Source organism: Hymenobacter telluris (assembly GCF_017313265.1).
In the GTDB taxonomy this organism is placed as follows: domain Bacteria; phylum Bacteroidota; class Bacteroidia; order Cytophagales; family Hymenobacteraceae; genus Hymenobacter; species Hymenobacter telluris.
Genome location: NZ_JAFLQZ010000003.1, coordinates 400718 through 427347 on the forward strand (window position 1 = coordinate 400718; position 26630 = coordinate 427347).

General features: G+C 58.9%; 15 protein-coding genes and 1 other RNA gene. 5 read left to right on the plus strand and 11 right to left on the minus strand.

Annotated elements, in window-relative coordinates; translation table 11 throughout:
- Window positions 1–29 precede the first annotated feature (29 nt).
- Window positions 30–3104 (plus strand): reprolysin-like metallopeptidase, encoded by a 3075-nt coding sequence (locus tag J0X19_RS06615; protein WP_206982910.1) that lies wholly within the window; start codon window positions 30–32, stop codon window positions 3102–3104.
- A gap of 111 nt (window positions 3105–3215) precedes the next feature.
- On the opposite strand, the gene J0X19_RS06620 is transcribed toward J0X19_RS06615, so the two are convergent.
- From J0X19_RS06620 to J0X19_RS06670, 11 genes are all read right to left on the minus strand, one after another.
- Window positions 3216–4490: an acyltransferase family protein gene (locus J0X19_RS06620; protein WP_206982912.1), complete on the minus strand. Its 1275-nt coding sequence runs from the start codon at window positions 4488–4490 to the stop codon at window positions 3216–3218.
- Window positions 4491–4698: 208 nt separating this feature from the next.
- Window positions 4699–5069: a transfer-messenger RNA gene (gene ssrA, locus J0X19_RS06625) on the minus strand.
- 196 nt (window positions 5070–5265) lie between these two features.
- Complete coding sequence (locus tag J0X19_RS06630) at window positions 5266–7446, minus strand: prolyl oligopeptidase family serine peptidase (RefSeq protein ID WP_206982914.1); 2181 nt, start codon at window positions 7444–7446, stop codon at window positions 5266–5268.
- A 113-nt stretch (window positions 7447–7559) separates the two neighbouring features.
- Window positions 7560–7736: a hypothetical protein gene (locus J0X19_RS06635; protein WP_206982916.1), complete on the minus strand. Its 177-nt coding sequence runs from the start codon at window positions 7734–7736 to the stop codon at window positions 7560–7562.
- 97 nt (window positions 7737–7833) lie between these two features.
- Window positions 7834–9288: a T9SS type A sorting domain-containing protein gene (locus tag J0X19_RS06640; RefSeq protein ID WP_206982918.1), complete on the minus strand. Its 1455-nt coding sequence runs from the start codon at window positions 9286–9288 to the stop codon at window positions 7834–7836.
- 32 nt (window positions 9289–9320) lie between these two features.
- Window positions 9321–10829: a hypothetical protein gene (locus J0X19_RS06645; RefSeq protein WP_206982920.1), complete on the minus strand. Its 1509-nt coding sequence runs from the start codon at window positions 10827–10829 to the stop codon at window positions 9321–9323.
- Between the two features lie 60 nt (window positions 10830–10889).
- Window positions 10890–11426, minus strand: coding sequence for a DUF6252 family protein (locus J0X19_RS06650; RefSeq protein ID WP_206982929.1), 537 nt, complete (start codon window positions 11424–11426; stop codon window positions 10890–10892).
- Between the two features lie 39 nt (window positions 11427–11465).
- Window positions 11466–13601, minus strand: a complete 2136-nt coding sequence (locus J0X19_RS06655; protein WP_206982931.1) for a beta strand repeat-containing protein — start codon at window positions 13599–13601, stop codon at window positions 11466–11468.
- A gap of 303 nt (window positions 13602–13904) precedes the next feature.
- Window positions 13905–15998 (minus strand): ATP-binding protein, encoded by a 2094-nt coding sequence (locus J0X19_RS06660; protein WP_206982933.1) that lies wholly within the window; start codon window positions 15996–15998, stop codon window positions 13905–13907.
- Window positions 15999–16320: 322 nt separating this feature from the next.
- On the minus strand, window positions 16321–17058 hold the full coding sequence (locus J0X19_RS06665) for a LytR/AlgR family response regulator transcription factor (protein WP_206982935.1): 738 nt from the start codon (window positions 17056–17058) through the stop codon (window positions 16321–16323).
- Between the two features lie 187 nt (window positions 17059–17245).
- A complete protein-coding gene (locus J0X19_RS06670) occupies window positions 17246–17725 on the minus strand; it encodes a nuclear transport factor 2 family protein (RefSeq protein WP_206982937.1) in 480 nt (159 codons plus the stop codon).
- Window positions 17726–18042: 317 nt separating this feature from the next.
- On the opposite strand from J0X19_RS06670, the gene dnaX reads away from it, so the two are divergent.
- The 4 genes from dnaX (at window position 18043) to J0X19_RS06690 (ending at window position 25709) form a co-directional block, all read left to right on the plus strand.
- The gene (gene dnaX, locus J0X19_RS06675; RefSeq protein WP_206982938.1) at window positions 18043–20220 is read left to right on the plus strand and encodes a DNA polymerase III subunit gamma/tau; all 2178 of its coding nucleotides are present in this window, start codon (window positions 18043–18045) and stop codon (window positions 20218–20220) included.
- 282 nt (window positions 20221–20502) lie between these two features.
- Window positions 20503–23538 carry a M16 family metallopeptidase gene (locus J0X19_RS06680; protein WP_317194757.1) on the plus strand — a complete coding sequence of 1012 codons (3036 nt, stop codon included), beginning with the start codon at window positions 20503–20505 and terminating at the stop codon, window positions 23536–23538.
- A 155-nt stretch (window positions 23539–23693) separates the two neighbouring features.
- Entirely contained in the window at window positions 23694–24956 is a 1263-nt protein-coding gene (icd, locus tag J0X19_RS06685; RefSeq protein ID WP_206982941.1) for an NADP-dependent isocitrate dehydrogenase, read from the plus strand.
- Between the two features lie 213 nt (window positions 24957–25169).
- On the plus strand, window positions 25170–25709 hold the full coding sequence (locus J0X19_RS06690; protein WP_206982943.1) for a hypothetical protein: 540 nt from the start codon (window positions 25170–25172) through the stop codon (window positions 25707–25709).
- Window positions 25710–26630 lie beyond the last annotated feature (921 nt).

Consider the following 26630-nt stretch of genomic DNA (forward strand, 5'->3'; position numbering starts at 1 on the left):
CCTTTCCTTCCAACCTATCTTTTTCATCTATGAAACACACGTACCTATCACCATTTTCCACTTGTGCCAAAGCCCTGAAGGGCCGAGCAGCGGCGCTGCTGCCGGGCACAATGGGCCTGCTATTCACGCTGCTGGGCGCTACCGAAACGCAAGCTCAGTTCCGCCCGGCCCCGGTGCTATTCCAGGAGGATGTGGCGGCCCGCCAGGCAGCATCCCAGTCGCCGATGTTGGCGGCGCTACGCCAGGCCCGGCCCCTCACCCTTGATCCTACCGCCGTGCGGGCGGCGCTAGCCGCTGCGCCTCTGGAAAACCAGGCAGGTGCGGCGCCGCTGTTGTTTTCGCTCCCGCTCCCTAATGGCACTACCGAGCAGTTTCGGGTGGTGGAGTCGCCGGTGATGGAGCCGGGGCTGGCAGCCCAGTTCCCCAGCATCAAAACCTACAGCGGCGTGGGCGTGAGTGACCCTACGGCCAGTGTTCGGCTCGACGTGACGCCGCGGGGTTTCCACGCGCAGGTGTTGTCGGGCAAGGGTGCGGTGTACATCGACCCGGTGAGCACCACCGACCAGCAGCACTACCTGAGCTTCTACCACCGCGACATGCAGATGCAGCCCTTCACCTGCGACGTGAATGAGAGTAGCACTGCCCAACGCAACGCCGGAAGCACTACCTCGGCCCAACGCGTGGCGGGCACCACGCTGCGCACGTTCCGGTTGGCCGTAGCCGCTACCGGCGAGTACACGGCTTTCCACGGCGGCACGGTAGCCGCGGGCCAGGCCGCCATCGTGACGGCCGTTAACCGCGTAGTGGGCGTGTACGAGAAAGAGCTGGCCGTGCGCTTGGTACTGATTGCCAACAACAGCCAGCTGGTATACACCGATGCTGCCACTGACCCCTACACCAACAACAGCGGCAGCACTATGCTGGGCCAGAACCAAACCAACCTGACCAACCTGATTGGGGCGGCCAACTACGACATCGGGCACGTGTTCAGCACGGGTGGCGGCGGGGTAGCCAGCCTGGGCGTGATATGCCGTGACAACTTGAAGGCGCGGGGCGTAACCGGCCTTACCTCGCCCATTGGCGACGCCTTCTACATCGACTATGTGGCCCACGAAATGGGTCATCAGTTCGGCGGCAACCACACGTTCAATAGCCCGCTGGGCAGCTGCGCCGGCGGCAACCGCTCGGCGTTGCACGCCTACGAGCCTGGCTCCGGCACCACCATTATGGCCTACGCCGGCATCTGCGCCGCCGACAACGTACAACTCAACTCCGACCCGTATTTCCACGTGGAGAGCTACGAGGAAATTCAGACGGTTGTCAGCAACGCCACTTGCGGCACCACCACGGCTACGGGCAACACGCCGCCCTCTGTAGAGCTACCCGCCAGCGGCAAAGTGCTGCCCATCAACACGCCCTTCAAGCTAACGGCCGTGGGTTCGGATGCTGATGGCGACGCGCTGACCTACAACTGGGAGCAGTTCGACCGGGGTGCCGCCGCTACCCTCGTAGCGGCTCAGATATCAGGCCAGACGATACCGCTGTTTCGCTCGTTCAGCCCTACTACCAGCCCTACGCGCTACTTCCCGCGCCTGACCGACATCATTGCCAACATCAGCACGAACGTTGAGCGGTTGCCTACCGTCACGCGCCCGCTCAATTTCCGGGTGACGCTACGCGACGAACACAACGGTGCGCAAGGTGTAGTAGGTGGCCTTAATAGCAGCGCCATTGTTAGCTTAAGCTCAACCAGCGCCGCCGGGCCGTTTCTGGTATCGATGCCCAACACGGCGGTGAGCTGGACGGGCGGCAGTTCCCAACCCGTTACGTGGGACGTAGCCGGCACCGATGCCAACGGCGTAAACTGCGCCACCGTTAATATCCGCCTCTCCACCGACGGCGGCCTGACCTACCCCACGCTGTTGCTCGCCAACACGCCCAACGATGGCTCGGCTGCGGTTACGGTGCCCAACGTAGCCACCACCACGGCCCGCATTATGGTGGAAGCGGCCGACAACTACTTCTTCGATATTTCCAACGCCAACTTCTCTATCACGCCTTGCGAGCGGCCGGTACTTGGCGCCCTCACCAACCTGACCGTAGCCGCCGACGCCAACCAGTGCAGCGCCAGCGTGCCTTTTGCGGTTGCGGTAAGCGGTACGCCGGCCCCAACCGTGAGCTACACCATCGGCAACACGCCCATCACCTCGCCCTACGTTTTCCCGGTGGGCACTACCCCGGTAACCGTTACGGCTACCAGCTGCGGCGGCACCACTACCGGCTCGTTCACCGTAACGGTGCAAGACCGCCAAGCCCCGACCGTATTGGCGGCAGGCTTTATTGTGGCGCTGGAAGCCAACGGCACGCGCACCATTGAGGCCGCCGATGTAGACTACGGCAGCACCGATAACTGCGGCGTGGCCTCCATGACGCTCGACAAAACCCGCTTCACCTGCGCCAACGTGGGCCCCAACCAGGTGACGCTGACCGTGCGCGACAACGCGGGCAACGTTACTGCGCAAACCGTAACGGTGTTGGTAGTAGACAACACAGCGCCGCGCATCTTGGCCGCTGGCTTCCAGGTTAGTCTCCAAAACGGCACCCGTACGATTGAGGCCAATGACGTGGACTACGGCAGCACCGACAATTGCGGCATTGCCTCCTTGCGCATTAGCCCCAGCACATTTACCTGCGCCAACGTGGGCCCGAATCCGGTTACTCTGACGGTGACCGACAACTCCGGCAACGTGTCGACCCAGACTGTAACCGTGGTAGTAGTGGGTGATGCCACCTGCACCAGCGCCGTAGCCAAAGCCGCTACTAACGCAAGCGGCCTAGCCGAATTAAACAAGCTGCAGGTGTACCCCAACCCGGCCAAAGAGCAAGCCACTTTCCGCTTTGAAGCGGCGCAAACCGGCTTGGCGCAAGTGCAGGTATACAACTCGTTGGGCCAATTGGTGGCCACGCTCTATGAAGGCATTGCCCAGCAAGGCCAAGTGTACGAGCGGACATTCAACGGTGCTGGCCTCACGGCGGGGCTCTACACCTGCCGCTTCATCAGCGCCGGCAAAACCGTCACGCAGCGCCTGATTCTGAGCAAATAAGTCCTGTCTCAGCGCTTGCCCATAGCCCCGACCCGTTTCCGGTGTCGGGGCTATTTTTTGGCTTCAGATTATCTGGCTGTACTACAAGCCAAACGAAGCAATAAGCTTATTTCAGACCATTCTTTTAATCCAAGGTTGGAGCTTCTTTTCCAGCAGATAGGCTAGCCCAACTACGATCAGCAAATAAAGAAAAAGCCGAATAACGAATGTTAAAAGGCTTCCTGAAAACTCCTGTATTTGATTGAAAAAATAGAATACAGGAAAGTGAATTATGTAGAGGCCATACGAAATACCACCCGTTACAATTAATCTATTTATGATTTTACCAGAAAAATTATCTAATTTTTCTCTGAATAAATACACCAATACTGATAAAATATAACATATACATGGAATAACTAAAGCAGCATTGTTTTGTGTGGTGTAATGCTTGTAAAACGAGTAAAAAGTTAACATTGGCACCAAAATAACAACAGCTGTTACATACTTTAGATATCGAAAATCCTTGCTAGCAAACACTGCCATAACTATTATGCAGAACGGAAGGAAAGCGAAATCTTGAAAGGCAACGGCAGCTTGATACCAAGGCACAGGGCTTTTGAAGAAAAGCTCTGATCCAAATAGCTTTATGCTGGCTTTGCTAAGTATAGTTGAGAAGATATTAAATTTCTCAAGGGAAAAAAGCAGCAATAGTAAACTCAGCATCAGACTCCAAGACGTGCTTCCAGCTGGCCGTTTCATGTATTTGGCTAGCGTTAGCCCTGTTAGCCAGAAGGTGAAGCCAAAGGCATAAGCACTAAGTAACGGCACGCCGCCAACGCGTGGATATAAATACGCATTACTAAAGCCAATAACAAAGCTACTAATTGCAAGCAGCAAAGGATTAAGTCTAAAATATGACACAGAAATAAATAAGATATAATATAATACTTCATAATGCAACGACCACGCTGGCGCATTTTCCATCATTACCGGAACTAACAGCACATGGGTCATTATAAAATGCCCCACAATAGTTTTGACAGAATAATAATTTACTGCAAGCAGAACAGTTAACGCAATACTTATGGCATATATAGGATAGAGCCTTACCGCTCTTTTCTTAAGATACCCAAGAATTGTATCCTTTGTAAGTGGTGCAGTGTGTGAGATTCCTATTACGTAGCCTGAAAGCACGAAAAACACCAAGACACACAAATGGGCTGGTGGGTCGAATGCCCAGATACCGGTAGGTGTGAAGGCTGGGTCCAGTATGTTGGTAGCATATACGATATGATGCCAAACGACTAAAAGAGCTGCTACGCCACGAAGCGCCTCTAAATTGAAATCGAATACCTTCCTTTTCTCAGGAATAGAGGCTAATAATGAGGATTGTTGTGACAGCATATTCAGTTGATTGATCTTACAGGGGATGCAAAGCTACTAGACGTTTCTAACCTCTGGACCAGCTCATGTCTAATCTACTTCTCACCAACTGCCACTTGATGCACATACTCTTATCTTTAACTATCTGCGAGCTATCCATCTATAGCCATTAGGAAAACTGCTCTCCCGAAAAACAAAAACCCCGCCTCCAGACTGGAAGCGGGGTTTTCAGTGGAGCTGCAGAGATTCGAACTCTGGTCCAGACAAGGAAGGCGTCGAGCTTTCTACGTGTGTATCTATGCTTGAATTTTCGAGGGAAGCCAGGCGCACATCAGGCCCTTGGATTCCCCTTATCTGCTTGAGTTTCGCCTGAGCGTCGCAGCGCCCCTCAGACTATCCTACCTCTTACGACGCCCCGAACTCACCCGTGAGAAGGATTACGGGTGCGGGACGATGGCAATTACTTAGTACCTAGACTAAGCAGCCATGGCGTAGCTATACTCGCCAGTTGTTGTTTGGACAATTTTTTAGCGGGAGATTCATCCAACTCCCGACACGCTTACTCGCGACATGCACAAGCTGTCAATTCCGGTCAGCCCCAGTTGTAAAAGAACGAACCCGCCACGAATAGCGGGGTGCGAATGTACGCACATCCCCCAGAAAACGTTGCGAGCCGGTGAAAATGTTCCCGTTTGTCGGGCCAGGAGCAGCAAGAAATTCGAGCTGGCTGAACCTCGTGCTCCGCTAACCCGAGCATGAGGTTCGAGCTTAGGCATAGTCTGGCGCAACACCCTTGCTACTTCACGGCAGCTACACTTTTGGGCTGAAAAGCGGGGTGGCCGGCTTGCCAGAGGGCAAAGGCGTACATGTTGGCGAAGTTGCGGAAGGTCACTTTCTTGTCTTCGGTGAAGTGGCCGTTGTCGTAGTTGACTTGCAGGAGCACGGGCTTGCCGGAAGTGCTGGCCGCTTGCAGGGCGGCGGCAAATTTGCCGGGCTGCCACACAATCACGCGCGGGTCGTTCATGCCGCCTACGCAGAGCACGGCAGGGTATTTAGTGCCGGGCTTGACGTGCTGAAAAGCGTCCATCTCATACAAGCCCATGCACTGCACCGAATCCTTGACGGTGCCAAACTCGGGCGCATTCACGGGGCCGTTGGGCGAGTTTTCCATGCGCAGGGCGTTGGAGCAGCTTACGTTGCTGATGGCGGCGGCAAACAGGTCGGGCCGCTCGGTGATGGCGCGGCCAATCAGGATGCCGCCGGCACTGGTACCTTCGCCAATGAGGTGCTGGGGGCTGGTGTAGCGGTTCTTCACCAGGTATTCGCCGCAGGATATAAAATCCTTCCAGGTGTTGGGTTTGGTGGTTTGGTAGCCAGCCCGGTACCAGGCCTGGCCTTTCTCGGAGCCACCGCGTGGGTGGGTTTCAGCCAGAATTACGCCTTGGTTGAGCAGGGCCAGCATGCGACGGCTGAAGTACGGCGTGGCCGACACACCGTAGGCCGCATAGCCGGTCATGAAGCACACGGCGTTACCATCCTTTTTCAGGCCCTTCTTATACACCAACGACAACGGCACCATCACGCCGTCGTGGCCGGGCACTTCCAGCTCTTCTACCACCAGGTCGTCGGTGCCGGGGTAGCGGGCTTGCATGTCGAAGGCGCTGACCACCATTTTACGGCTTTCGGGGGTGTAGTCGTACACGGTTTCGGGCCGGTTCCAGGTGGATACGTAGGTGAAGATGTCGTTGCTGGTGGTGGGGTTATAGGGCTCCAGGCCGGCGGTACCGGTGCCGGGCATGGGCACGTCGGCCCATTGTTGGGTGCGGGGGTCGTACTGCCGCACTTTCTCGTTGATACCGTCGCTGAGCACCACAAACAGGTAGTCTTTGGTGGAGAGCAGGCGGGTGATGTTGCCGGGGCCTTCGGGCAGCAGCACGGTGGCCTTAGCGGTGTTGGGGCTGGCCGCGTCCGTCACCAGAATCTGGCCTTTGGGCGCGCCTTTCACGCTGTGCAGATACAGTTTGCTGCCCAGCTTCGCAAAGTTGTACACGCTGTCGGTGGGCGCAGCCAGGCGCTTCCAAGCAATAGTGGGCTTGGCGAGGTCGGCGGGGCTCATCAGCCAGGCATCCATGCGCCGGTCAACCGAAGAAAGCACCCCGTACACCTGCGTGTGGTCGTTGGCGAAGGCCATGATGGGGTACTGGTCGGGCCGGATGCCCATGTTCGGGTTTTTCATTCTCGACCACAATTCCCGGTCGGCGGCGACGGGCGTGCCCAGGCGGTGCAGGCGGGCTTTGGTGTCGAGGTTGCCCTTGGGGTCTTTGGGGTCGGTGGAGTTGTTGGGGGTGTAGAGGAAGCCGCTCCCGTCGGGCAGCCAGTCGATTTCGCCGCCAAATACCGCCGGAATGCTTTCGGGCCGAAACGCGCGGGTGGCCACGGTCAGGATACGCAACGTGGACAGCTCGGCGCCGCCTTCCTGCAAGCCCAGGGCCACCTGCTGCCCATCGGGGCTGGGCGTGTAGCCGGTCATGGAGTAGGTTTTGGTTTTGTCGTAGGCGGTGGGGTCGAAGAGCAGCTTTTCGGGGCCGGTTTTGCCTTCGCGCACGTACAGCTTGCCCACGGTTTCGGAGGGCAGGGTTTTGCGGTAGAAGTAGCGGTTGCCGCGTTTTTTCACCAGGCCGTAGCGCACGGTCAGCAGCTTGTCGTAGGCCTCGAAGGTTTTAATCAGGCTGTCCCGGCCCGGCAGCTGGTCGAGGGTGCGCTTGGTGTAGTCGGCCTGGGTTTGAAACCAGGCTTTCACTTCAGGGTCGTTGGTATTTTCCAGCCAGCGGTAGTTGTCTACCACTTTCTTGCCGAAGTAGGTATCGGTGACGGGGCGCTGGGGCGTGGCCGGCAAACCGGGAGCTGTGGGTTGCGCCAGGGTGGCCGTACCGGTTAGCAGACTCAGGGCAAGACCGGGGAGAAAAGCTGGTTTCATAACAACTGCAAAAAGGGGATAGAACAAGGTTGGCGCACTTGAAAGCACTACCTAAGCACGGAAAATCAGCACCCGCTCACAATCACATAATCATGTGGTTGTGAGCAAGCAGCTCATCGACGCTCAGCCTGAGTGTAGGCGTATGCCGAAGGTGCCGCGCCCTGCGCCTGCAACGCAGCCGGAGCAGTTGCTTGGCGGTGGCTAGGCCGTAGGTTGGAACCTACCAGCACCAGCGTGGTTATCAGCAGCGCGCAGAACATGAATTTGAGAAGAAAGGCAGCAGTTTTCATGGTTTGAACGGGGTAGAGAGGCAGCACTACTTGGGGCGAAAAGAGCACTTCGGCGGGTGCCTGGCAGGTACCGCACCGGCGCATTCACTGAAGCAAGCTATTCGCTCACCAGCAGCGGCAACGTGCCGGTAGTACCATTGGCAGCGTGGTAGCGCAGCCAGTAGGCCCCGGCGGGCAGGTCGGCGGAAAGCTTGTGCTGGGTTTGGCCAATGGGCCAGCTGAGGCGGTACACCACGCGGCCATCGGCGGCATAAAGCGTTAGTTGCAGGTCTTTGGGAAGCGGCCCGGTGATTTCCAGCGTGAGGGGAGCCTGGGCGGCTACGGGGTTCGGATACGCGGCCAAGCTGAACGGGGTGCCACTTGCCAGGCCCGCTACGGCGCGCACCGGCGAGAAGCTTTCGGTGCCGTCGTGGTCGAGCTGACGGAGGCGGTAGTAGCTCAGGCCGCGAAAGTCGTTGAGGTCCTGGAAGGTGTATTCAGTGGCGGCAGTGCTGGTGCCGCGGCCGGCCACAAAGCCCACGCGCCGGAAGGTGGTCTGGCCCTCATCCTGGCGCTGCACCTCGAAACCGGCGTTGTTCTTTTCGGAAGCCGTGGCCCAGCTCAGCAGTACCCGCGGCTGCCCGGCGGGGCGGGTGGCTTCAAAGCGCGTCAGCTCCACCGGCAGCGGGGCCTGGCGGTCGAGGACCACGTAGGGGCCGGCACTGGTAAGGCCGCTCACGGTGCGGCCGTAGGGCGGCGGACCACCTACCGGCCCGAAGGCTTCTGCCAGCCCGTAGGCCGTACCGTTCCAGCGCCCCAGCGCCGATTGGGCCCGGTTGAAATTGCTCAGCTCGTCGGTGGCCTGCCACTGCACCATGAGGGCGAACGGTACGGCATCGGGCGGGGTCAGTTCCCAATGCAGGCCCACGGCATCGGTGGTGAGTGGGGTGCCCGTGCTGCCGTTGCTCAGGAAGCCATTGGCCGTGCGCAACTCGTACAGCTCGGTACCGGCGGAGCGGGTGAGGGTGGCCGGGGCGTAGCTGGTGGTGCTGGCGCCCGTTGGAAACAGCCGGGGCGTGCTGCCTACCAACTGTTGCAACATGCCCGCGCCATCGGTGATGATGAAGCGGCCCGCGGCACCATCAACGCCGGTAATGCTGCCACCGGTGACGGACGTGAGCGTGTGTGCCCCAAGCCGGATGGCGCCGCCCGTAAGCGCCAACGCCCGTACCCGCAATGGCGCCGCCAGCGTGGCACCCTGCGGATTCAGAACTTCCAGGGCCGGTACCAGGCTGGTTATGTTCAGGGTTTGGGGGGCGCCGGTGCCGGTTAGTTTCAGTTGGCCCGCGGTACCGCTAAGCGTACCGGTGCTACTCAGGTTGCCGGTAAGCTGCACGGCGCCCTGGTTGCTGATGGTTCCGGCGTTGAGTACCGCGCCCAGCACACTTAGCGTGCCGCCGCTACCTACGCTCAGGGTGCTGCCAGCTGGCACGGCAAGCTGCGCCGGCGCCGCCAGCGGCAGTAAGGCCATTAGGCTGGTCAAGGCCCGGCAGAAGTTGTTTGTAGTATGCATCGGAATAAGCAGAAAAGAGCCAGTACAGCTTTTCAGGGCTGGTACACGACAAAGGAAAAGCCTTGCTCTTCCAGGTTATTACCCGCCGTCAGGTCGCTGATGTGCACGTCGATGCGGCCATTGGGGCCACCGTTGGCAGAGGCCGCGAAGGTCTGGTTGGGCTTGGATAAAGTGCCGAAACGGGGTGTTACCTGGCAGATGGCATTGGTGAAGTTGACTCCGCTCATACCGGTTAGGGTAATGGTGTAGGAGCCCAGCCCCGTCACGTTCTGGACCACCGTGAAATTGCCGGTGCCGCTGAGCACGGCGCCCGTGGGTCCTACCCGGCCGTAGGCCACGGGCAGCAGGTTGGCCGCGCCCGTGGCGGTACTGTTCACTTCGGCGGGCCGGGTGCCGGCGCTCAGCAGCAAAACCGGGCCCGTACCGCTCTGCCCGATTTCCAGCACCGCGGCCGAGCTGCTGGCGTTGTTCTGCCCGAAATAGCCCGCCCGACCGGTACCAGTAGTCAGCCCATATATGGCGGTGGCCGGGCCACCCGCTTGCGCCGCTACCGCAATGCCGTTGCTCCCCGCTGCCGTACCGAACACGCCGTAGCCACTGCTGCCCGCCGCCTCGCCGCGCACCCCGTAGCCATTGGAGCCGGTGGCCCGGCCGCGCACCCCTGAGCCGCCGGTTGTTTGGCCCAGTACGCCGCTGCCCGTGCTGGCGCCGCTTTGGTCGAGGCCCCGCACGCCGGCCGCGTTGCCGCTGGCGCCGCTGGTTATCACGCCTTCCACCCCACTACCATCGGGGGCGGCAGCCTGCTTCACCCCCCGGATGGCGGCTTGGCCGGAGGTAGAGGTATTTACGGCGCGCAAGGCCGGCCGCTCCCTCACCGAGCTGGCGTACAGGGCCGTGGAGTCGTTGTCAGCATGGTTGTTGGTGAATTCGGCTACCCGGCCCGTTTGGCCAGGGATGCCAAGCAGTGGCACCGCGGCGGCTTTTTGGGCCTGCATGGCCACGCCCGTTGCCGAGCTACCACTCACGCCTACCCCCGCGCCGCTGCTGCTACCCCGCACCCCGGTACCAACAACCGAGGCCCCCGCTACGCCCGTCCCGCTGCTCGTACTGGTACCACTCACGGCCGCACTAAGCGTTGCGGTGGCTACAATAGCTGCCCCAATACCCGTATTACTTACTCCAAACGCATTGCCAACACCCGAGTAAGTGCCCGAATACGGCAGCGTCAGGCCGCCACTATTGGGGGTAGGGTCCAGAAACACCCACTGCGCGGGCGCGCCGGCGTAGTACCAGAAGCCCGATTGCAGCCCACCCGAAGGTGTGCCGTCGGTTTGGTACACCATCAGGCCCTGGGGCGGATTGGCAATACCGGTACGCTGCCCGGCCGTCAGGCGCGGTATCAGCAGGCCTTTGTCGGCAGCCTGAATGTCGAGGGCAGCTTTGCTGTCAGGCGTGGTAGTGCCCACGCCTACCTGCGCGCGCAAGGCCGTGGAGGCAAGCAACAGCAGGAATAAGAGCAAGAATTGTAGCAGCGTTTTCATAGCGAGAATGGGCCGGAGAAGTGCTCTGAGCAAGACAACCAGGTGGTTCAAAAAGCCGGGCTACCGGAACTTGGTGAAGCTGAAGCTGCCGTTGGTGACGGCCTGGGTGCCGGTGGCGCTGGTGTTGGGCACCGCCCCCGCCGTGAAGCTGAACGTGCCACTGATTTTCTGCCCCGCTTTGTCGTACTGCGTTACCGTGATGGTGCCGTTGCTGGCGCTGGGGCCATACAGCGTGTTGTGGGTGGTGCCGGTGGTGCCAGTGCTGAGCGTAATGGCCGCCGAGGGCAGATTATCCAGCGCCGAGCCTTTGCGCAGGTCGTAGGCGCTGGCACCCTTGGTATCAATGCCCTGCAAGCTCAACGACACGGCATTCTTCTGGTCGGTAGACGAGCCGGTAATAATCAGCTTGCTGTTGCCATCCACAATGGCGCTGGAAAACGTGGTGCTGGTGTAGGTCTGGCCGTTGTGCGTCCAGGTAACGGTACCGTCGCCGGCGGCGGTGGCCTCATCGTCTTTGTCGTCGCCGCAGGCAGCAAGCAGCACCATACCGCACAGCAGCGGCGCAAGGGGGCGCGTGAGAAACCGGAAGTTTTTCATAGTAAGCAGATAATTGGAGTGAAGAATTGCGAGGAAAACCTAGGGCTGGTACACCACGAACTGGAAGTCGCCGGCCGCGCCGGCATTGGTGGCAGCATTGCTGATGTTGACGATGATGTGCCCGCTGCTGGCCCCGTGCGCCACTGCTATACGGCCCGTGGTAATGCAGGTCACGATAACCGTAGCATTGCCCAGGTTGCGGCCGGCCAGCGCCCCCAGAAACTGAATGTCTACTTCGCCGGAAATCGTGTTGGCCGTAATTATGGCTTGCGGGTAGGTGCTGGACGTGTTGCCCACCACCCGGCCGTAGGCAATGGGCAGCAGGTTGGCATCACCGGTGGCGGGCTTCTGCACTTCGCCGTTGCCCGTAATGCTTAGCAGCTCAGTGCCGTCGCCGTTTTTGCCGCCGGCGTAGAACACGTGGCTGCCAGACGAAGAGCTGACGTGGTAGTTGAGTTGCCCGGTGCTCACGCCAAAGCCATAGTGGGCGGAGGTGCTGCCGTTGTCGAAGAGCGTAATTTTGGGCTCCGCAAGGCTGGGCGTCAGACTCAGGCGCGAGTTGGGCGTAGCCGTCCCGATACCCACCCGCACTTGCGTGGTGCTGGTACTGCCGCCCAGCGCCAGCGCGTTGCTGGCCCCTACGGTGGCCCCGGCCCCAATGGCCGCGGCGTAACTCAGGCCAGCACTGTTTACGTCGGCATCATAGCCGAGCAGGGTGTTGCGGCTGCCGGTGGTTAGGGTGGAAGCGGCATTGTAGCCCAGCGCGGTGTTGTAAGACCCCGTACTGACGCTGGTACCCGCCAGGTTGCCCACCAGGCTGTTGTTGTCGCCGGAGCTGAGGCGCAGGCCGGCCCGGTAGCCACTGGCGTAGTTTTCGTTGCCGGTGGTGTTGGCGAGGCCGGCCTGGTAGCCTACAAACTGGTTGCCCAGGCCCGTAGTGTTGTTCAACCCCGCCTGATAGCCAATGGCCACTGTGCCATCGGCCGTGTTTTTTTGGCCGGCTTGGCTGCCCACCAGCGTCACCTGGTCAGCCAGTAGGATAACGGAAGAACTCACGTCGCCGGAGCCGGCCGCGTTGCCCAGGGTCACGTTGTCGGTGCCTCGCAGGTGGTAGCCGGCATTGAAGCCCAGGTAGGTGTTGCGGTTACCGGTGGTGTTGTCGTGGCCGCTGCCCGCCCCCAGGAAAGCGTTGTTGTCGCCGGAGGTATTGGAGGTACCGCTGTTAGTTCCTGCAAACACGTTGTCGTCGCCGGAGGTGTTGGCATAGCCGGTGCTTCTACCGCTGAACACGTTGCGGCTGCCGGTGGTATTGCTGCGGCCCGACTCATGCCCGCTGAAGCTGTTTTCCCGGCCGGTGGTGTTGGCCATGCCAGCCGTGTAGCCCACAAAGTGGTTTTTGTCGCCGGTGGTGGTGCTCTGGCCGGCGCGGTACCCCTCGAAGTGGTTGCCCGATGCCGTAGTGCTAGCCAACCCCGCCTGATACCCCACAAAGTGGTTGTAGTTGCCGGTGGTATTGGCATAGCCGGCCCGCATTCCGCTGAAGTAGTTGTCGGTGCCGTTGGTGGTGCTGTAGCCCGCCTGAAAACCCGTAAACTGATTGAACGAGCTGGTTGAGTTGAATCCCGCCTGGTACCCTACAAACTGATTGTTGATGTCGGCCGTTGCCAGTGCATTACCGGCCTGGTAGCCCATTAGCACGTTGTTATCGGGATAAGTAGGTGAGCCGATAGGGGCTCCGCCCAGCCACCACGCGCCGTTTAGGCCCAGCCGGGCCTTCTCCGTGCCCTGAGTGCGCAACACCAGTGGTTGCCGGTCGGTGGTGCCGAGGTAGTTGACAGTTGGGTCGGTGGCGGCATTGCCGGTGAGGTTCCAGTTTGCCCCCGCCGGAGTTGTGCCCGTGTTGAGCCGGGTCCAGGCGGGAGCGGCAGCAGTACCAGCGTTGTAGTAGAACCCTACGCCGCCGCTCAAGGCTGCGTTGGTGTTGAATACCAGCACACTCGGGGCCGGACTGGGCACGGCCGCGGCATCAGTGAGCGAGGCCAGATTCACCTGCGGAAACAGCACGCCTTTGTTGGTGGCACTCACGTGCAGCGCGGCGGAGGCATCGGGCGTGGTAGTGCCCACGCCTACCTGCGCCTGCACGGCCAACGGGTTCAGGCCAACGAGCAGCAGCAAGGCAGCCAGTTTTCGCAGAGATTTTAGATGGGAAAGCAGGAGGTGGAACATGGCGTTGGAAAGGCAGTACTACTTCGGCAATTGGATATATAGCCAAAGCTGCTTCTTTCACGCCAACCACTCCCCGTACCCAGGGTGAACAACAGAAAAAATTGGTAAACGACAATTCCAGCGCGTGAACTGCCACCAGAATGGTGTAGAGACGCGGCACTTGGCGGCTCCGATACCCGGTGAAATACCTAGCGCGGTATCGTTCAGCCCCGAGCCGCCAAGTGCCGCGTCTCCGCATTGTTCGGTAGTTTATTACACCACCACTGCAAACACGCTGCCTGCGCCCGGCACCGATTCGGCGCGGAGCGTACCCCCCAGGCGGCGCACAAACTCCTGGGTGAGGCGCAAACCCAACCCATGTGCCGAACTAGAAGCGGGAGCATTCAGCATCTGCTCTAGTTGACTGGCAGCCATTCCCGGCCCCGTGTCGCGGACGCGCAGGGTGACGGCGGCACCGGGGCCAGCTTCGGCATCGAGGCGCACCTGGCCACCGGGGGGCGTAAACTTCACGGCGTTTTGCAGCAGGTTGCGCAGAATTACGCGCAGGAAATTGGGGTCGGTGCGGCGGTGCAGGTTGGGCGGGCAGCTGATTTGCAGGTCGAGGTGCTTCTGCTGGGCCAGGGGCGCGTACAAAGCGTGCAATTCGGCCAGCAGCACAGGTAGGGCCACGTTTTCACCCACCAGATCAAGTCGGTCGAGCTGGTTTTTCGACCATACCAGCAGCTCGTCCATCGTGGCCAGCAGGTCGCGGGAAGTCTGGCGCAGGTGCACAACCTGAGCGTTGCGGGCTTCTTCATCCAGCAAGTCGGGCGCGTCGAGCATGATTTCCAGCATTTGAAACAAGCTGCTCACCGGCGCCCGCAAATCGTGGCTGATGATGGAAAACAGCTGGGCTTTGGTCTGGTTGGCTTCGGCGAGGCGGGCGTTCTGCTGGGCCAGCAGCGTGGCCGTGCGTTGCCGCTGCCGCAATAGGTACCCAATCAGCCCCAGCAACAACAGCAGTCCGCCCACCCCGGCCAGGGCCCAATACGTGGCCCGGCGCTGCCGGGTGGCCTCGGCGGCCCGCGCCTGCGTTTCTAGTTTCAGCAGCTGAATCTGGCGCTGCTTGTCTTGGTTTTGGTAGCGTGCTTCCATAGCCGCCATAGCCCGCTGCCCCTCCCCCACGTGCGCTGAATCGAGCAGGGCGGCCGAATAGCTGCGTAGGCGGTAGGCCTCGGCGTAGTGGCCGGTACCCGCCTCGGCTTCAGCCAGCAGCCGGGTAATGGCCTCGTACCGGTCTTTGTTCTGCACTCGCAGGGCCAGGTCGTACGACTGCCGCAAATAGCGCCGGGCCGCGGCGTAGTTGCGGGCCTTTAGCTCCACTTCGCCGGCGTAGAAATACACGGTAGTTTTGGTATCAAGGTCTTCGGAATTTGCCACGGCGGCTACGGCCTGTTGGCTGTGCTGGCGGGCCAGCGCCAGTTTACCTTGCCGGGTTAGCACACTGCTCAGCTCGGCGTGCAGGTAAGCCGACGCCGCCGGGTCGGGGGCCGAGCCCAGCTGGCGCAAACCCGCCTCGTAGTGCAGCCGCGCCGAGTCGGGAAGGCCAGCCTCCAGATAGGTTTTGCCCAGCATGGCGTGAAGCTGCGGCAGCGTGGTACGCATGGCCGGCGTTTGTTCGGCCAGCCGCAAGCCGTCCAGCTTGTAGCGGATGGCCTGCCGGCTCTGGCCCTGCAAGTAAAACAGCTCCCCAATGTTGGTTAAGGCCACGCTCGTGCCTACGGTATCGTGGGTTTGGCGCTCATAGGCCAGCTGCGCGAGGCGGTAGTCGAGGGCGCGGGCGTAGTTGCCTTGGTCCTGGTAGTGGCCGGCCAGCACGTTGTCGAGGCGGGCACGAGCCTCGGTGCGCGGACGGGTGCGCGGGTACAAGGCGCGCAGGCGGCTCAGCATGGCGCGCACCGAATCGGGGCGGCCCTGGTCGCCGTAGGTGAGCATCAGAAAGTTGCCCGCACTGATAACCTGGGCTAGATCCTGGGCGCGCCAACTGGCCTGCCAACTCAACCGAAGCAGGAAAACGGCGCTATCGAGGCGAACTAAGTTGTAGTAGCTACGGCCGGCGTGGTAGGCGTGGCGGCCCACCAGCGTATCGTTGTGGGCTGCTTGCGCCAAGCGCCAAGCCCGGTTGTAAAGCGGCAGCGCGGCCGCGTCAAACTCCCGTAAGTCGGCGCGCCGCTGCGCTTGCTGGTTGAGGGCACGAACCTGAGCCGCTAGTTGGGTTGGTTGCGCACGCCCTGGCTCGGCTGTTCCGGCCGCCAGCGCCAGCAAGAATGCTCCTTGCGGCCAAGTGTTTCGCAGTGCACGCATCATACCAGAGCAAAATATCAAAACAGTATCACTGCCCGCCACAACGGCCTGAGCATCATAAGCCCTTGGTAAAGATGCAGAGTTGAAGGCTACTTATCAACCTCGCGCGGTTTAGGCGGTAGGGGCGGGGCTGGCCCCCGCCCGTCGTCGAACGGAATCGTTGAAACGGTGCCGGCGTAAGGCGGGGGCCAGCCCCGCCCCTACTCGGCTCTATTGTCTGTATAAGTACACTTAAGATAATATTACCATCACACCATCAGCCCGCGAGATGCTTCAACCAGCTCCGCATGCCGGGCTTCCTGCCTAACACTTCGCAATCAGGCGCTTACAGTAGTGCCGCTGCTACCTGCGGCCGGTAGGTGCGGCCTACGGGCAGTTCCAGCCCATCTACTACCACCGAAGCTCCGGCTAGCTGGCTCACTTTGGCTACGGCCACGGCGTAGGTGCGGTGAATACGCAGGAAACGGGCGGCTGGCAGCTGCTCGCACAGGTCGCGCAGGTTGGCTAGCGTGAGGTAGCGGCGCTGGGCTGTATGAATGCGGGTGTAATTGTCGAGGGCTTCGAGGTACACGATGTCCTGCACCGGCACGCGGCTGGTGCGGTGCCCCTCCCGAATGCTGATAAACTCGGCACCGACGTGCAGCTCGTAGAGGGTGGCTTTGTGGCGCAGGAGCTGGTGGTCGAGCAGGCGGGCCGCCACCCGCGCAAACCGCTCGTCGGTGAGCGGCTTCACGATATAGTCGAAGGCGGCGGCCTCGAAGCTCTCCACCGCATACTCCAGGTGCGAGGTGATGAACACCGTCAGGGGAGGCTCGGGCAGGCTTTTGAAATAGTCCAGCCCGTTCGTCTGCCCGATGCCAATATCCAGAAACAGCACGTCGGGCAGGGTATCAAGGCTGCTGGTCAGGGCTTCCAGGCTCTCGAACTGGCCCACGCAGCGCAACCCGGGGTGCTGGCGCAACGCCTTCACCACCGCCAGCCGGGGCAGCAGCTCATCATCGACGACGGCGCAGGTGAGAGGCGCGGGCGCTGGGGCCGTCCCGGATAGCGAAGCTGCTGGCATAGTAGCGAAGATACGTACCGGCCCGCGTACCGCGCAACTTGGGTAACAAGTGGATTTGCGAGTTCCTACCAGTCCCCGGCAGCAACTCTTGGCAGACCAGGAAACTTCAAAGCCCCGGCAAGAGGACCACTAGCAGGTTCGCTTGCCGGGGCTTTGCTCAGCCATTGCTACATGGTGCTGAGCTATGCTACGCCTTTACTTCTTTGGACTGGACAATATCCATCTGCCATTTGCCATTATGCAGCGTCCAGGCTATCATGTGCTGCATCGTGCGGCTGGTAGCCTGCCCATTTTCAGTTGACGAGTAGGTGTGCTGCGACACCGTAACGGCCATATTACCCGAACGACTTACCTGCACCGGCCCCACCAGCTTGATGGTGGTTGGGGGCCAGGTGGCAATGAATGCTGTTTCGTCGGCTTTGTGACTGGTCCCGTTGTTGGGGTTGTAATGGGTATAGCCGGGAGTCATCAGCTCGCCCAAGGCCTGCATATTCTTTTTTTCCATGGCCGCAGCAACTTCGCCTACCAGCTTGGTAAACAGCTGCTCATCGGGCGTGAGGGCAGTTTCGGCAGAGGAAGCCACGGGGTACGGCCGCGCCGTTGCTGCCGCCGCAGAACCCAGCGCGAGCAGCAACAGGACGGAAAAACCAGAAAGCAACTGTTTCATAAAGTGGGGGAAGCCTACGAAATCAGGCGGTTGAAAGGGTGAATAGAAAGAAAATTGCCGGAAAGCCGGAACAAGCAGGCGGCCAGCGACAACCAGCCGGGCCGGCCAATTGCAGCCGCTGCCCAAGCATCCGCAAATACGCGCAATCATCACCTGATAACAATCACATATTCATGTGATTAACAACCTGAAACATTCTCTAATACAGCTCATGGCAAGCGTGGCCGTGCCAGATTTTTACCGTAGATATTGCCGCTTCCCTTGCTAATCGGCAGCGGATTCGGGTACCGCTTTGCGTATCTTTGTAGCTAGTAGCTATGGAGAATTTCGTTGTTTCGGCCCGCAAGTACCGCCCGGCCACGTTTCGCAGCGTGGTGGGGCAGCAGCACGTCACTACCACCCTGCAAAACGCCATTGCCAGCCAGCATCTGGCGCAGGCGTTCCTGTTTTGCGGCCCGCGGGGCGTGGGCAAAACCACCTGCGCCCGGATTCTGGCCAAAACCATCAACTGCGAGTTTGTAGAGGAGCACGTGCGCAAAAGCCGGCCGGTTTCCGAGCTGATAGAAGCTCAGCCCGACATCGTGCCCGATGCCCTGCTGGCCGCCGCCGACCCCGACAACACGCCCTTCGAGCTGGAAGCCTGCGGCAAATGCTCGTCGTGCCGGGCGTTTCAGGAAAACGCCTCCTTCAACGTGCACGAGCTGGACGCGGCTTCCAACAACTCGGTGGAAGACATTCGCAGTTTGGTGGAGCAGGTGCGCTACGCCCCGCAGCAGGGCCGCTTCAAGGTGTACATCATCGACGAAGTGCACATGCTCTCGAATGCGGCCTTCAACGCCTTTCTGAAGACGCTGGAAGAGCCGCCGGGCTATGCCATTTTCATCCTGGCTACCACCGAGCGGCACAAGATTATCCCCACTATCCTGTCGCGCTGCCAGATTTTCGACTTCAACCGGATTCGGGTAGACGACATCCGGGGGCACCTGCGCCACGTAGCCACCCAGGAAAATATCAAGGCCGAAGACGACGCGCTGCACCTACTGGCCCAAAAGGCCGACGGCGGCCTGCGCGACGCCCTGAGCATGTTCGACCAGATGGTGACCTTCTCGGGCCACGACCTCACCTACAAGGACGTGGTGCAGAACCTGCACATTCTGGACTACGAATACTATTTCCGGCTGGTAGATGGCCTGCTGACCGAGAACCTGTCGGCCACGCTGCTCTTGCTGGAAGAGGTGATGCAGAACGGCTTCGATTTGCACAACTTTGTGGTGGGCACCGCCGAGCACCTGCGCGGCCTGCTGGTGTGCAAAGACCCCGTGACCGTGCAGCTGCTGGAAGTATCCGACAACATCCGGGGCCGCTACGTGCAGCAGGCCCAGGCCGCGTCGTTGTCGTTTCTGCTGTCGGCCCTGAACTTGGTGAGTTTGTGTGACCGGGAGTTCAAGCAAGCCAAAAACCAGCGCCTGCACGTCGAGCTGACCTTAATGAAGCTGGCTTACCTCAACGGCGCCGTACAATTTGCCCGCGAAATGGGGGCCGGCCCGGCCGCCGCATCAAACGGCGAGGATAAAAAAAAAAGTAGTGTAAGTGCTGGCCCGGCTACTGCCTCTGCCGCGCCGCCCTCAACTCCCACCAACGGCCAGCTCGTAGCCGACGGCACCGCCGAAACCCGTGTTGCGTACGGCTCCTCCAACGACACGGCGCAATCTGCTCCGGTTCAGAAAACCAACAACCAACAACCAACAGCTAACAACCAACTCGCCCACGCCCCTGCCGACCCCGAGCCGATTGTGCCGGTAGACAGCGGCGTGGAAGAGCTGCACGACACGCCTAGCATTGAGGATGAGGCGGCTACGGAAGTGCCCACCACCAGCCAGCTGCGCGACACGGTGCCCCACGTGGAAATCGGCAAGCCCAGCATAGCCGGCCACGAGCCGGGCCAGATGCCCGTCACGGCGGCCCCGCTCCCACCCCGCCCCGGCATGCCGCTGCTGGGCAAGCCGTTGGGCCTTGCCAGCAAGCTGCCCGGCCTGGGTAGCCTCAAGGACATGCAGGCCCAAATGGCCGAGCAAGCCGCCGCCAGCAAAGTGGTGGCTGATACCGAACCCAGCGGCCCCGTTACCGGCTTGCCGCCCATTGATGATGCCCTGCTACAGCGGGTGTGGAAAGAGCTAACCGAGGAACGTAAAACCCACAGCATGAGCGAATTCGGCGTGCTCAACCGGCCCATTTCCGCCGACGAGCACCACCTGATTCAACTGCGCGTGGACAACCCGGTACAGGAAGACCAGTTCAACGAGTTCCGGGCGGGTTTCCTGGGAGAGCTGCGCCGCCGCACCGGCTACCCGCGCCTCAACGTGCAGGCCGAAGTGGTGGAGCAGCAAAGTACCGGCCGCAAGCTCTACACCGCCACCGACAAGCTGGAATACCTGAAAGAGAAATTCCCGATGCTGGCGGAAATGCAACAGCGCCTCGGCCTGGACGCCGACTAAAAGCGCCGCCCGGCGCTGAACGAGTAGCTGGATCATTTACCGGCTGTGCTGAAACCTATTCAGTGCAGCCGGTTCGTTTAGTGTGAGGCAAACGTTTGCGACACAGCTTTCCAACAAGCCCCCGGTTCTAACCGGATTCGTGCTTCCCATACATAAAATTTCGCACTTCGAGGCCGTGGAGGGGGATTTAGGGATAAGCCGAGCTTTTTATTCCCAGGGGGTCCGCCTATCTTTGACTCCTTAATACCGTTCTGAACTGCTACCTGCCGCGCCAGCCAACTTGTGAAAAAAACTTCTCTGCTTCTCATTCCCGCGCTGGCAACTCTCGGCCTCACGCAGTGCCAAACCAGCAAACCCAGCGCGGCGGCCACTACCACAGCCCCCACCGCGGATGCCACGCCAGCCAAGCAGAAAGACTACAAGTACCAGACCGTAGATGGCGACCCGCTCAAAGCCCGCATCTACACCCTGGCCAACGGCCTGACCGTTTACCTCTCCGACTACGACGACGCGCCGCGCATCCAGACCTACCTGGCCGTGCGCGCCGGTTCCAAGAACGACCCCGCTACCGCCACCGGCCTCGCGCACTACCTGGAGCACATGGTGTTCAAGGGCACCTCGAAGCTGGGCACCCAGAACTGGGTGGCCGAAAAAACCGAGCTGGATAAGATTGAGGCGCTCTACGAAGTGTACCGCAGCCAGCGCAACGACCCCGCCGCCCGCAAGCGCACCTACCATCAAATCGACTCGATTTCCAGCGTGGCGGCCAAGTACGCCGTAGCCAACGAGTACGACAAGGTGATGGGCGCCATCGGGGCGAAAGGCTCCAACGCCTACACTTCCGTCGAGCAGACGGTGTACCAGGAAGATATTCCGAGCAACCAGCTGGAAAAGTGGGCTGCCATCCAGAGTGAGCGGTTGGGCGAGATGGTGCCGCGCCTGTTCCACACCGAGCTGGAGGCCGTGTACGAGGAAAAGAACCGCGGCCTCGACAACGACTTCTCCAAAGAGTTTGAGGCGCTGAATGGCAGCTTGTTTCAGAAGCACCCCTACGGCACCCAAACCACCATCGGCACCATTGAGCACCTGCAAAACCCGTCGATTACGGAGATTAAGCGGTATTTCGAAAAGTACTACGTGCCCAACAACGTGGCGCTCTGCCTGAGCGGCGACCTGGACTACGACAAAACCATCCGCATCATCGACCAGTATTTCGGCAAGCTGAAAGCCCGGCCGGTGCCGGCGTTTGAGGTGGCCCAGGAAGCGCCTATTACCGCGCCCATCGTGAAGGAAATAGTGGGCCCCGATGCGGAAAACGTGATGCTCGGCTTCCGCTTCCCCGGCTCTACCTCCCGCGAGGCGCTGGTGCTGCGCATGATGGACAAAATCCTGACCAACGGGCAGGCCGGCCTGATTGACCTCAACCTCAACCAGCAGCAGAAGGTGTTGCAGGCGGCTTCGTTCACGATGCTCAACAACGACTACAGCGCCCACGTGCTGTACGCCACCCCGCGCCAGGGCCAGAAGCTGGAAGAAGTGCGCGGCCTGCTCCTCGCGCAGCTCGACAAAGTAAAGAAAGGCGACTTCCCGGAGTGGCTGATTCCGGCCATCATCAACAACGAAAAGCTGCAACGCACCAAGAGCTACGAAAGCAACGAGGCCCGCGCCGGCGCCTTCGTCGATGCCTTTGTGGCACGGCAGGACTGGCCCGATTACCTCAAGCAAATCAACGACTTCGGCACCATCACCAAGCAAGAGGTGATGCGCGTGGCCAACCAGTACTACGGCCCCGGCTACGCCGTTATCAACAAGCGCACCGGCAAAGACCCCAACGCCGTGAAGGTGGTGAAGCCCGCCATTACGCCCGTGCCCGTCAACCGTGAGGTGGCTTCCGACTTCTACAAGCAAGTTACCGGCCTCAGCTCCCCCGACTTGCAGCCGGTGTTTCTGGACTACAAGAAGGACATTCAGGAAACCAAGCTGGCGTCGGGCATTCCGGTGTTCTACACCCGCAACACCGAAAACAACCTCTTCAACCTGTACTACCTGCTCGACCTGGGCACCAACAACGACCCCAAGCTGGGCCTCGCCGCCGACTACTTGCAGTACCTCGGCACCGATAAGTACACCGCCGAGCAGTTGCAGCAGGAGTTCTATAAGCTGGGCTGCTCGTTTGCGGTAAGCAGCGGCCAGGACCGGATTTACGTGAGCCTCAGCGGCCTCGACAGCAACATGGAGCCGGCCTTGCAGCTGTTTGAAAGTTTGCTGAACGCGCCCAAGCCCGACGCCGCCGCCCTCAAGAACATGGTGGCCGGCGTACTAAAGTCGCGCCAGGATGCCAAGCTCAACAAGCAAGTGATTCTGAGCCAGGCCATGGTGAACTACGCCAAGTACGGCCCCAAGAACCCCTTCACCAGCCAGCTCAGCGAGAAAGAGCTGAAGGCCCTGAAACCCGAACAGCTCACGGCACTCATCAAGAGCATTCCTACGTATCAGCACCGCGTGCTGTATTATGGGCCGCGCAAAGTATGGGGTGTCATCAACACTACTCTTTATCCTCATGATAACTTACCTGCAAAAAGAGACACTCTGAATGGCGTTACAGATGTGTTATTAAAGTTTCACAAAACGCCTGCTGAACTCACGCCGGTACCGGCCAATAAGGATTTCGCGGAGCAACCCATGAACGCGCGCAAGGTCTATTGGGTGGACTACAACATGGTGCAAGCCGAAATCCTGTTTTTGAGCAAGGGCCCCGTTTACGACAAAGGCATTGTGCCCACCACTAGCCTCTACAACGAGTACTTTGGCGGCAGTATGGGCAGCATCGTGTTTCAGGAGCTGCGCGAAAGCAAGGCCCTGGCCTACTCGGCTTCGTCGCGCTTCGCCAATGCCGATAAGGCGGGCCGCAGCAGCTACAACATGAGCTACATCGGCACGCAGAGCGACAAGCTGCCCGAGGCTATGGCCGGCATGAACACCCTGCTCAACGACATGCCGGTGGCCGAGGCCAACCTGCAAATCGCCAAAAACGCCATCCGCAACAGCATTGCCACGGAGCGCATCACCAAGTCGGATATCCTGTTCAGCTACGAGCGGGCCAAGCGCCTCGGCCTCGACTACGATTTGCGCCGCGACGTGTATGAACAAACGCCCAACATGAGCTTCACCGACCTGCAAAAGTTTCAGCAGGCCCGCGTGAAAGGTCAGAACCAGACCATCTTGGTCATTGGCTCCAAAGACCGTCTCAATTTCAAGGAGCTAGCCAAATACGGCCAGCTTCAGCAACTCACGCTGAAAGAGATTTTCGGCTATTGATTTTTAGTGCGTAGTGCCTCGTGCTTGGTGCTTAGGCGGTTCCTCGAAACCAGAACCGCTTTTTCTCCACTAGGCACTAGGCACTACGCACTATGCACTAAAAACTAACTACTAAAACACCAGTAACCGTCAATTAACAACTGACACTTTTCCCAATGGCAGAAAAAATCACCATCAAAAACGGCAAACTGAATGTACCTGACCAGCCTATCATTCCCTTTATCGAGGGCGACGGTACGGGTCCGGACATTTGGGCGGCCTCTGTGCGCGTATTCAATGCAGCCGTAGAAAAAGCGTACGGTGGCGCGCGCAAGCTGGTGTGGAAAGAGGTGATGGCCGGTGAAAAGTCGTTCAAGCAAAGCAACAACTGGCTGCCCAACGAAACGCTGGATGCCTTCCGCGAATACCTGGTGGGCATCAAAGGCCCCCTCACCACGCCGGTAGGCGGCGGCATCCGGAGCCTGAACGTGGCCCTGCGCCAGGAACTCGACCTCTATGCCTGCGTCCGGCCGGTGCGGTGGTTTGAAGGCGTGCCTTCCCCCGTAAAGCACCCCGAGCTGACCGACATGGTCATCTTCCGCGAAAACACCGAGGACATCTACGCTGGCATCGAGTACATGAACGGCACGCCGCAGGCCCAGAAAATGCTGGAATTCCTGCAAGACGAGATGGGCGTGAAGAAAATCCGCTTCCCCGAAACGTCGTCGTTTGGTATCAAGCCGGTTTCCAAGGAAGGCACTGAGCGCCTGGTGCGCGCCGCCATCCTGTACGCCATTGAGCACAAAAAACCATCGGTGACGATTGTGCACAAGGGCAACATCATGAAGTTCACCGAAGGCGCCTTCAAAACCTGGGGCTACGAGCTGGCCGAGAAGGAATTCGGCGACAAAGTGTACACCTGGAGCCAGTACGATAAAGTATTGGCCAAGCAGGGCCAGGAAGTAGCCGATGCCCAGCAAAAAGCCGCTCTCGACGGTGGCAAGATCCTCATTAAGGACAGCATTGCCGATGCCTTCTTGCAGCAGATTCTGCTCCGCCCCGCCGAGTACTCGGTGGTAGCCACCCTGAACCTGAACGGCGACTATATCTCCGACGCGCTGGCCGCCATTGTGGGCGGTATTGGTATTGCGCCGGGTGCCAACATCAACTACCTCACCGGCCACGCCATCTTCGAGGCCACCCACGGCACGGCCCCCAAGTACGCCGGCCAGGACAAGGTGAACCCCGGCTCGGTTATCCTTTCGGGCGCCATGATGCTGGAGCACCTGGGCTGGCAGGAAGCCGCCGACCTCATCTACAAAGGCCTCGAAGCCGCCATTGCCTCCAAGCGCGTCACCTACGACTTCGAACGCCTAATGGAAGGTGCCACCCTGCTGAAATGCAGCGAGTTCGGCGACGAGATTATCAACCGAATGTAGTAGCTTGGCAATAGCCAATTAAACAACGAAACCCCGCGTCGGCTGTAAGGCTGACGCGGGGTTTTTATTTGGCGGTGGTATAAAGAGAGGTGATTGACGTTTTTGCCTCAACACTGATAACGGCAAACAGCACTTAGAAAACGACCCTTCGCCGAAATGAACAAACTGCTGCATCACCTCCCTTTATACCACTGCCTTTTATTTTAATAATGTATGAAAAGCCCTGTTAAATACATAATAGTCCTAGTAGCACTATCAATTTCATCATGCACTTGGAACCAATCCGAAATACCCGCAGATTTTGCTATAAAAATTGAAGGAATGTTTCATGATAAGGTTGATACATTCAATGGAACTTATGTGCGTTCTGGCGTTAAAAAACCAAAAAAGAAGGAAATAATAAACGGAAGAGAAACAGGGAGAAATATAATTGAATACTCCGATTCAGTGGTTTATACAACATTTACTATCCAAGAAAAGCAAGAACTTTATTCTCTTTTAAGAAAAATTAATTATACCACTTATCCCGATACATCGAAAATTGAGTGTGAATCAGACATTGTACCTTCTCACAAGATTCATATAAAAGTTCGTGCCAATAATAGAATAAAATATATCAGCTACAATGATGGTTGCCAAGATAATAACAACGAAATAAAAGCTGCTAGAAGTATCGTTAATCTAACAATGGAAATTTTAGAACGACATAAAGAAGTAAAACAATTGCCAGAAACTGTATTGCTTGATCTGTAGTATTACCAATTACTATAATTAATATCTACTTATGGACTTACTTTACTCTATGCTGTATACATAATAGCACAACGTGAAACCAATTGGCTTTGCCAACCGGTTTCTGTTTCACACGTTTACCCATAACTGCTAGGTTGAGGGTCTACTAACCACCCACTTCCTGAAGCCCCGACTGTTGCCGCAGCCGGGGCTTCGTCTTTTTACAGACGACGCGTTGGCGGGGTGACAACCGTGCGAATGGGTAAAGGTAGTACCCTATACTGAGGCGCATTGATGTAACAGATACGCATTAGCATCATTCTTGCACAGACGCTGTCAACTAATGCAATAAGTATATGAAACCCCTACTATTGAGCTTCTCTCTGCTGTTCTTTTACTTTGGCGCTTTAGCTCAGGTCACCGTGGTAGTCAATCCTGATGGGACGCACTCGACTGTACATCAGGGAGCTGGCACGGCTGTTATTGTGAATTCGGACGGCACTCATTCAACCGTCCACAATGCGCAGAGTGCAACTCCCGTAGTCGTCAATTCGAATGGAACTCACACGGTGATTCACCGCCATAACGACACGGCAGTGCAAATCAATCCAGATGGGACTCATACTGTACATATCCGTTCACTCAATGATAGTACCCGCACTGGCTTCCCCTTCTGGCTGTGGCGGAAGCCCAAAAAGTAGTTTTGCATCCCAAGTCCGCGGCTACCTAGTCCCTGCTAACCATTTCCAGAAAAGCCCTATACCTCTGATATATCCTGTTTAAGTGGTTTCAACTTTTTAGTTCCAAAAGCTTGCCTTTTAAATTTTCAGGACTACCTTTGTTGTTCTCCAACGCAAACGGCGCGGGATTTATCTTGTAGAATGATGAAACTGGCAGACATACCCTCCTCTCTCGGGGGTGGTGATTCGGGAAAAACTGGTC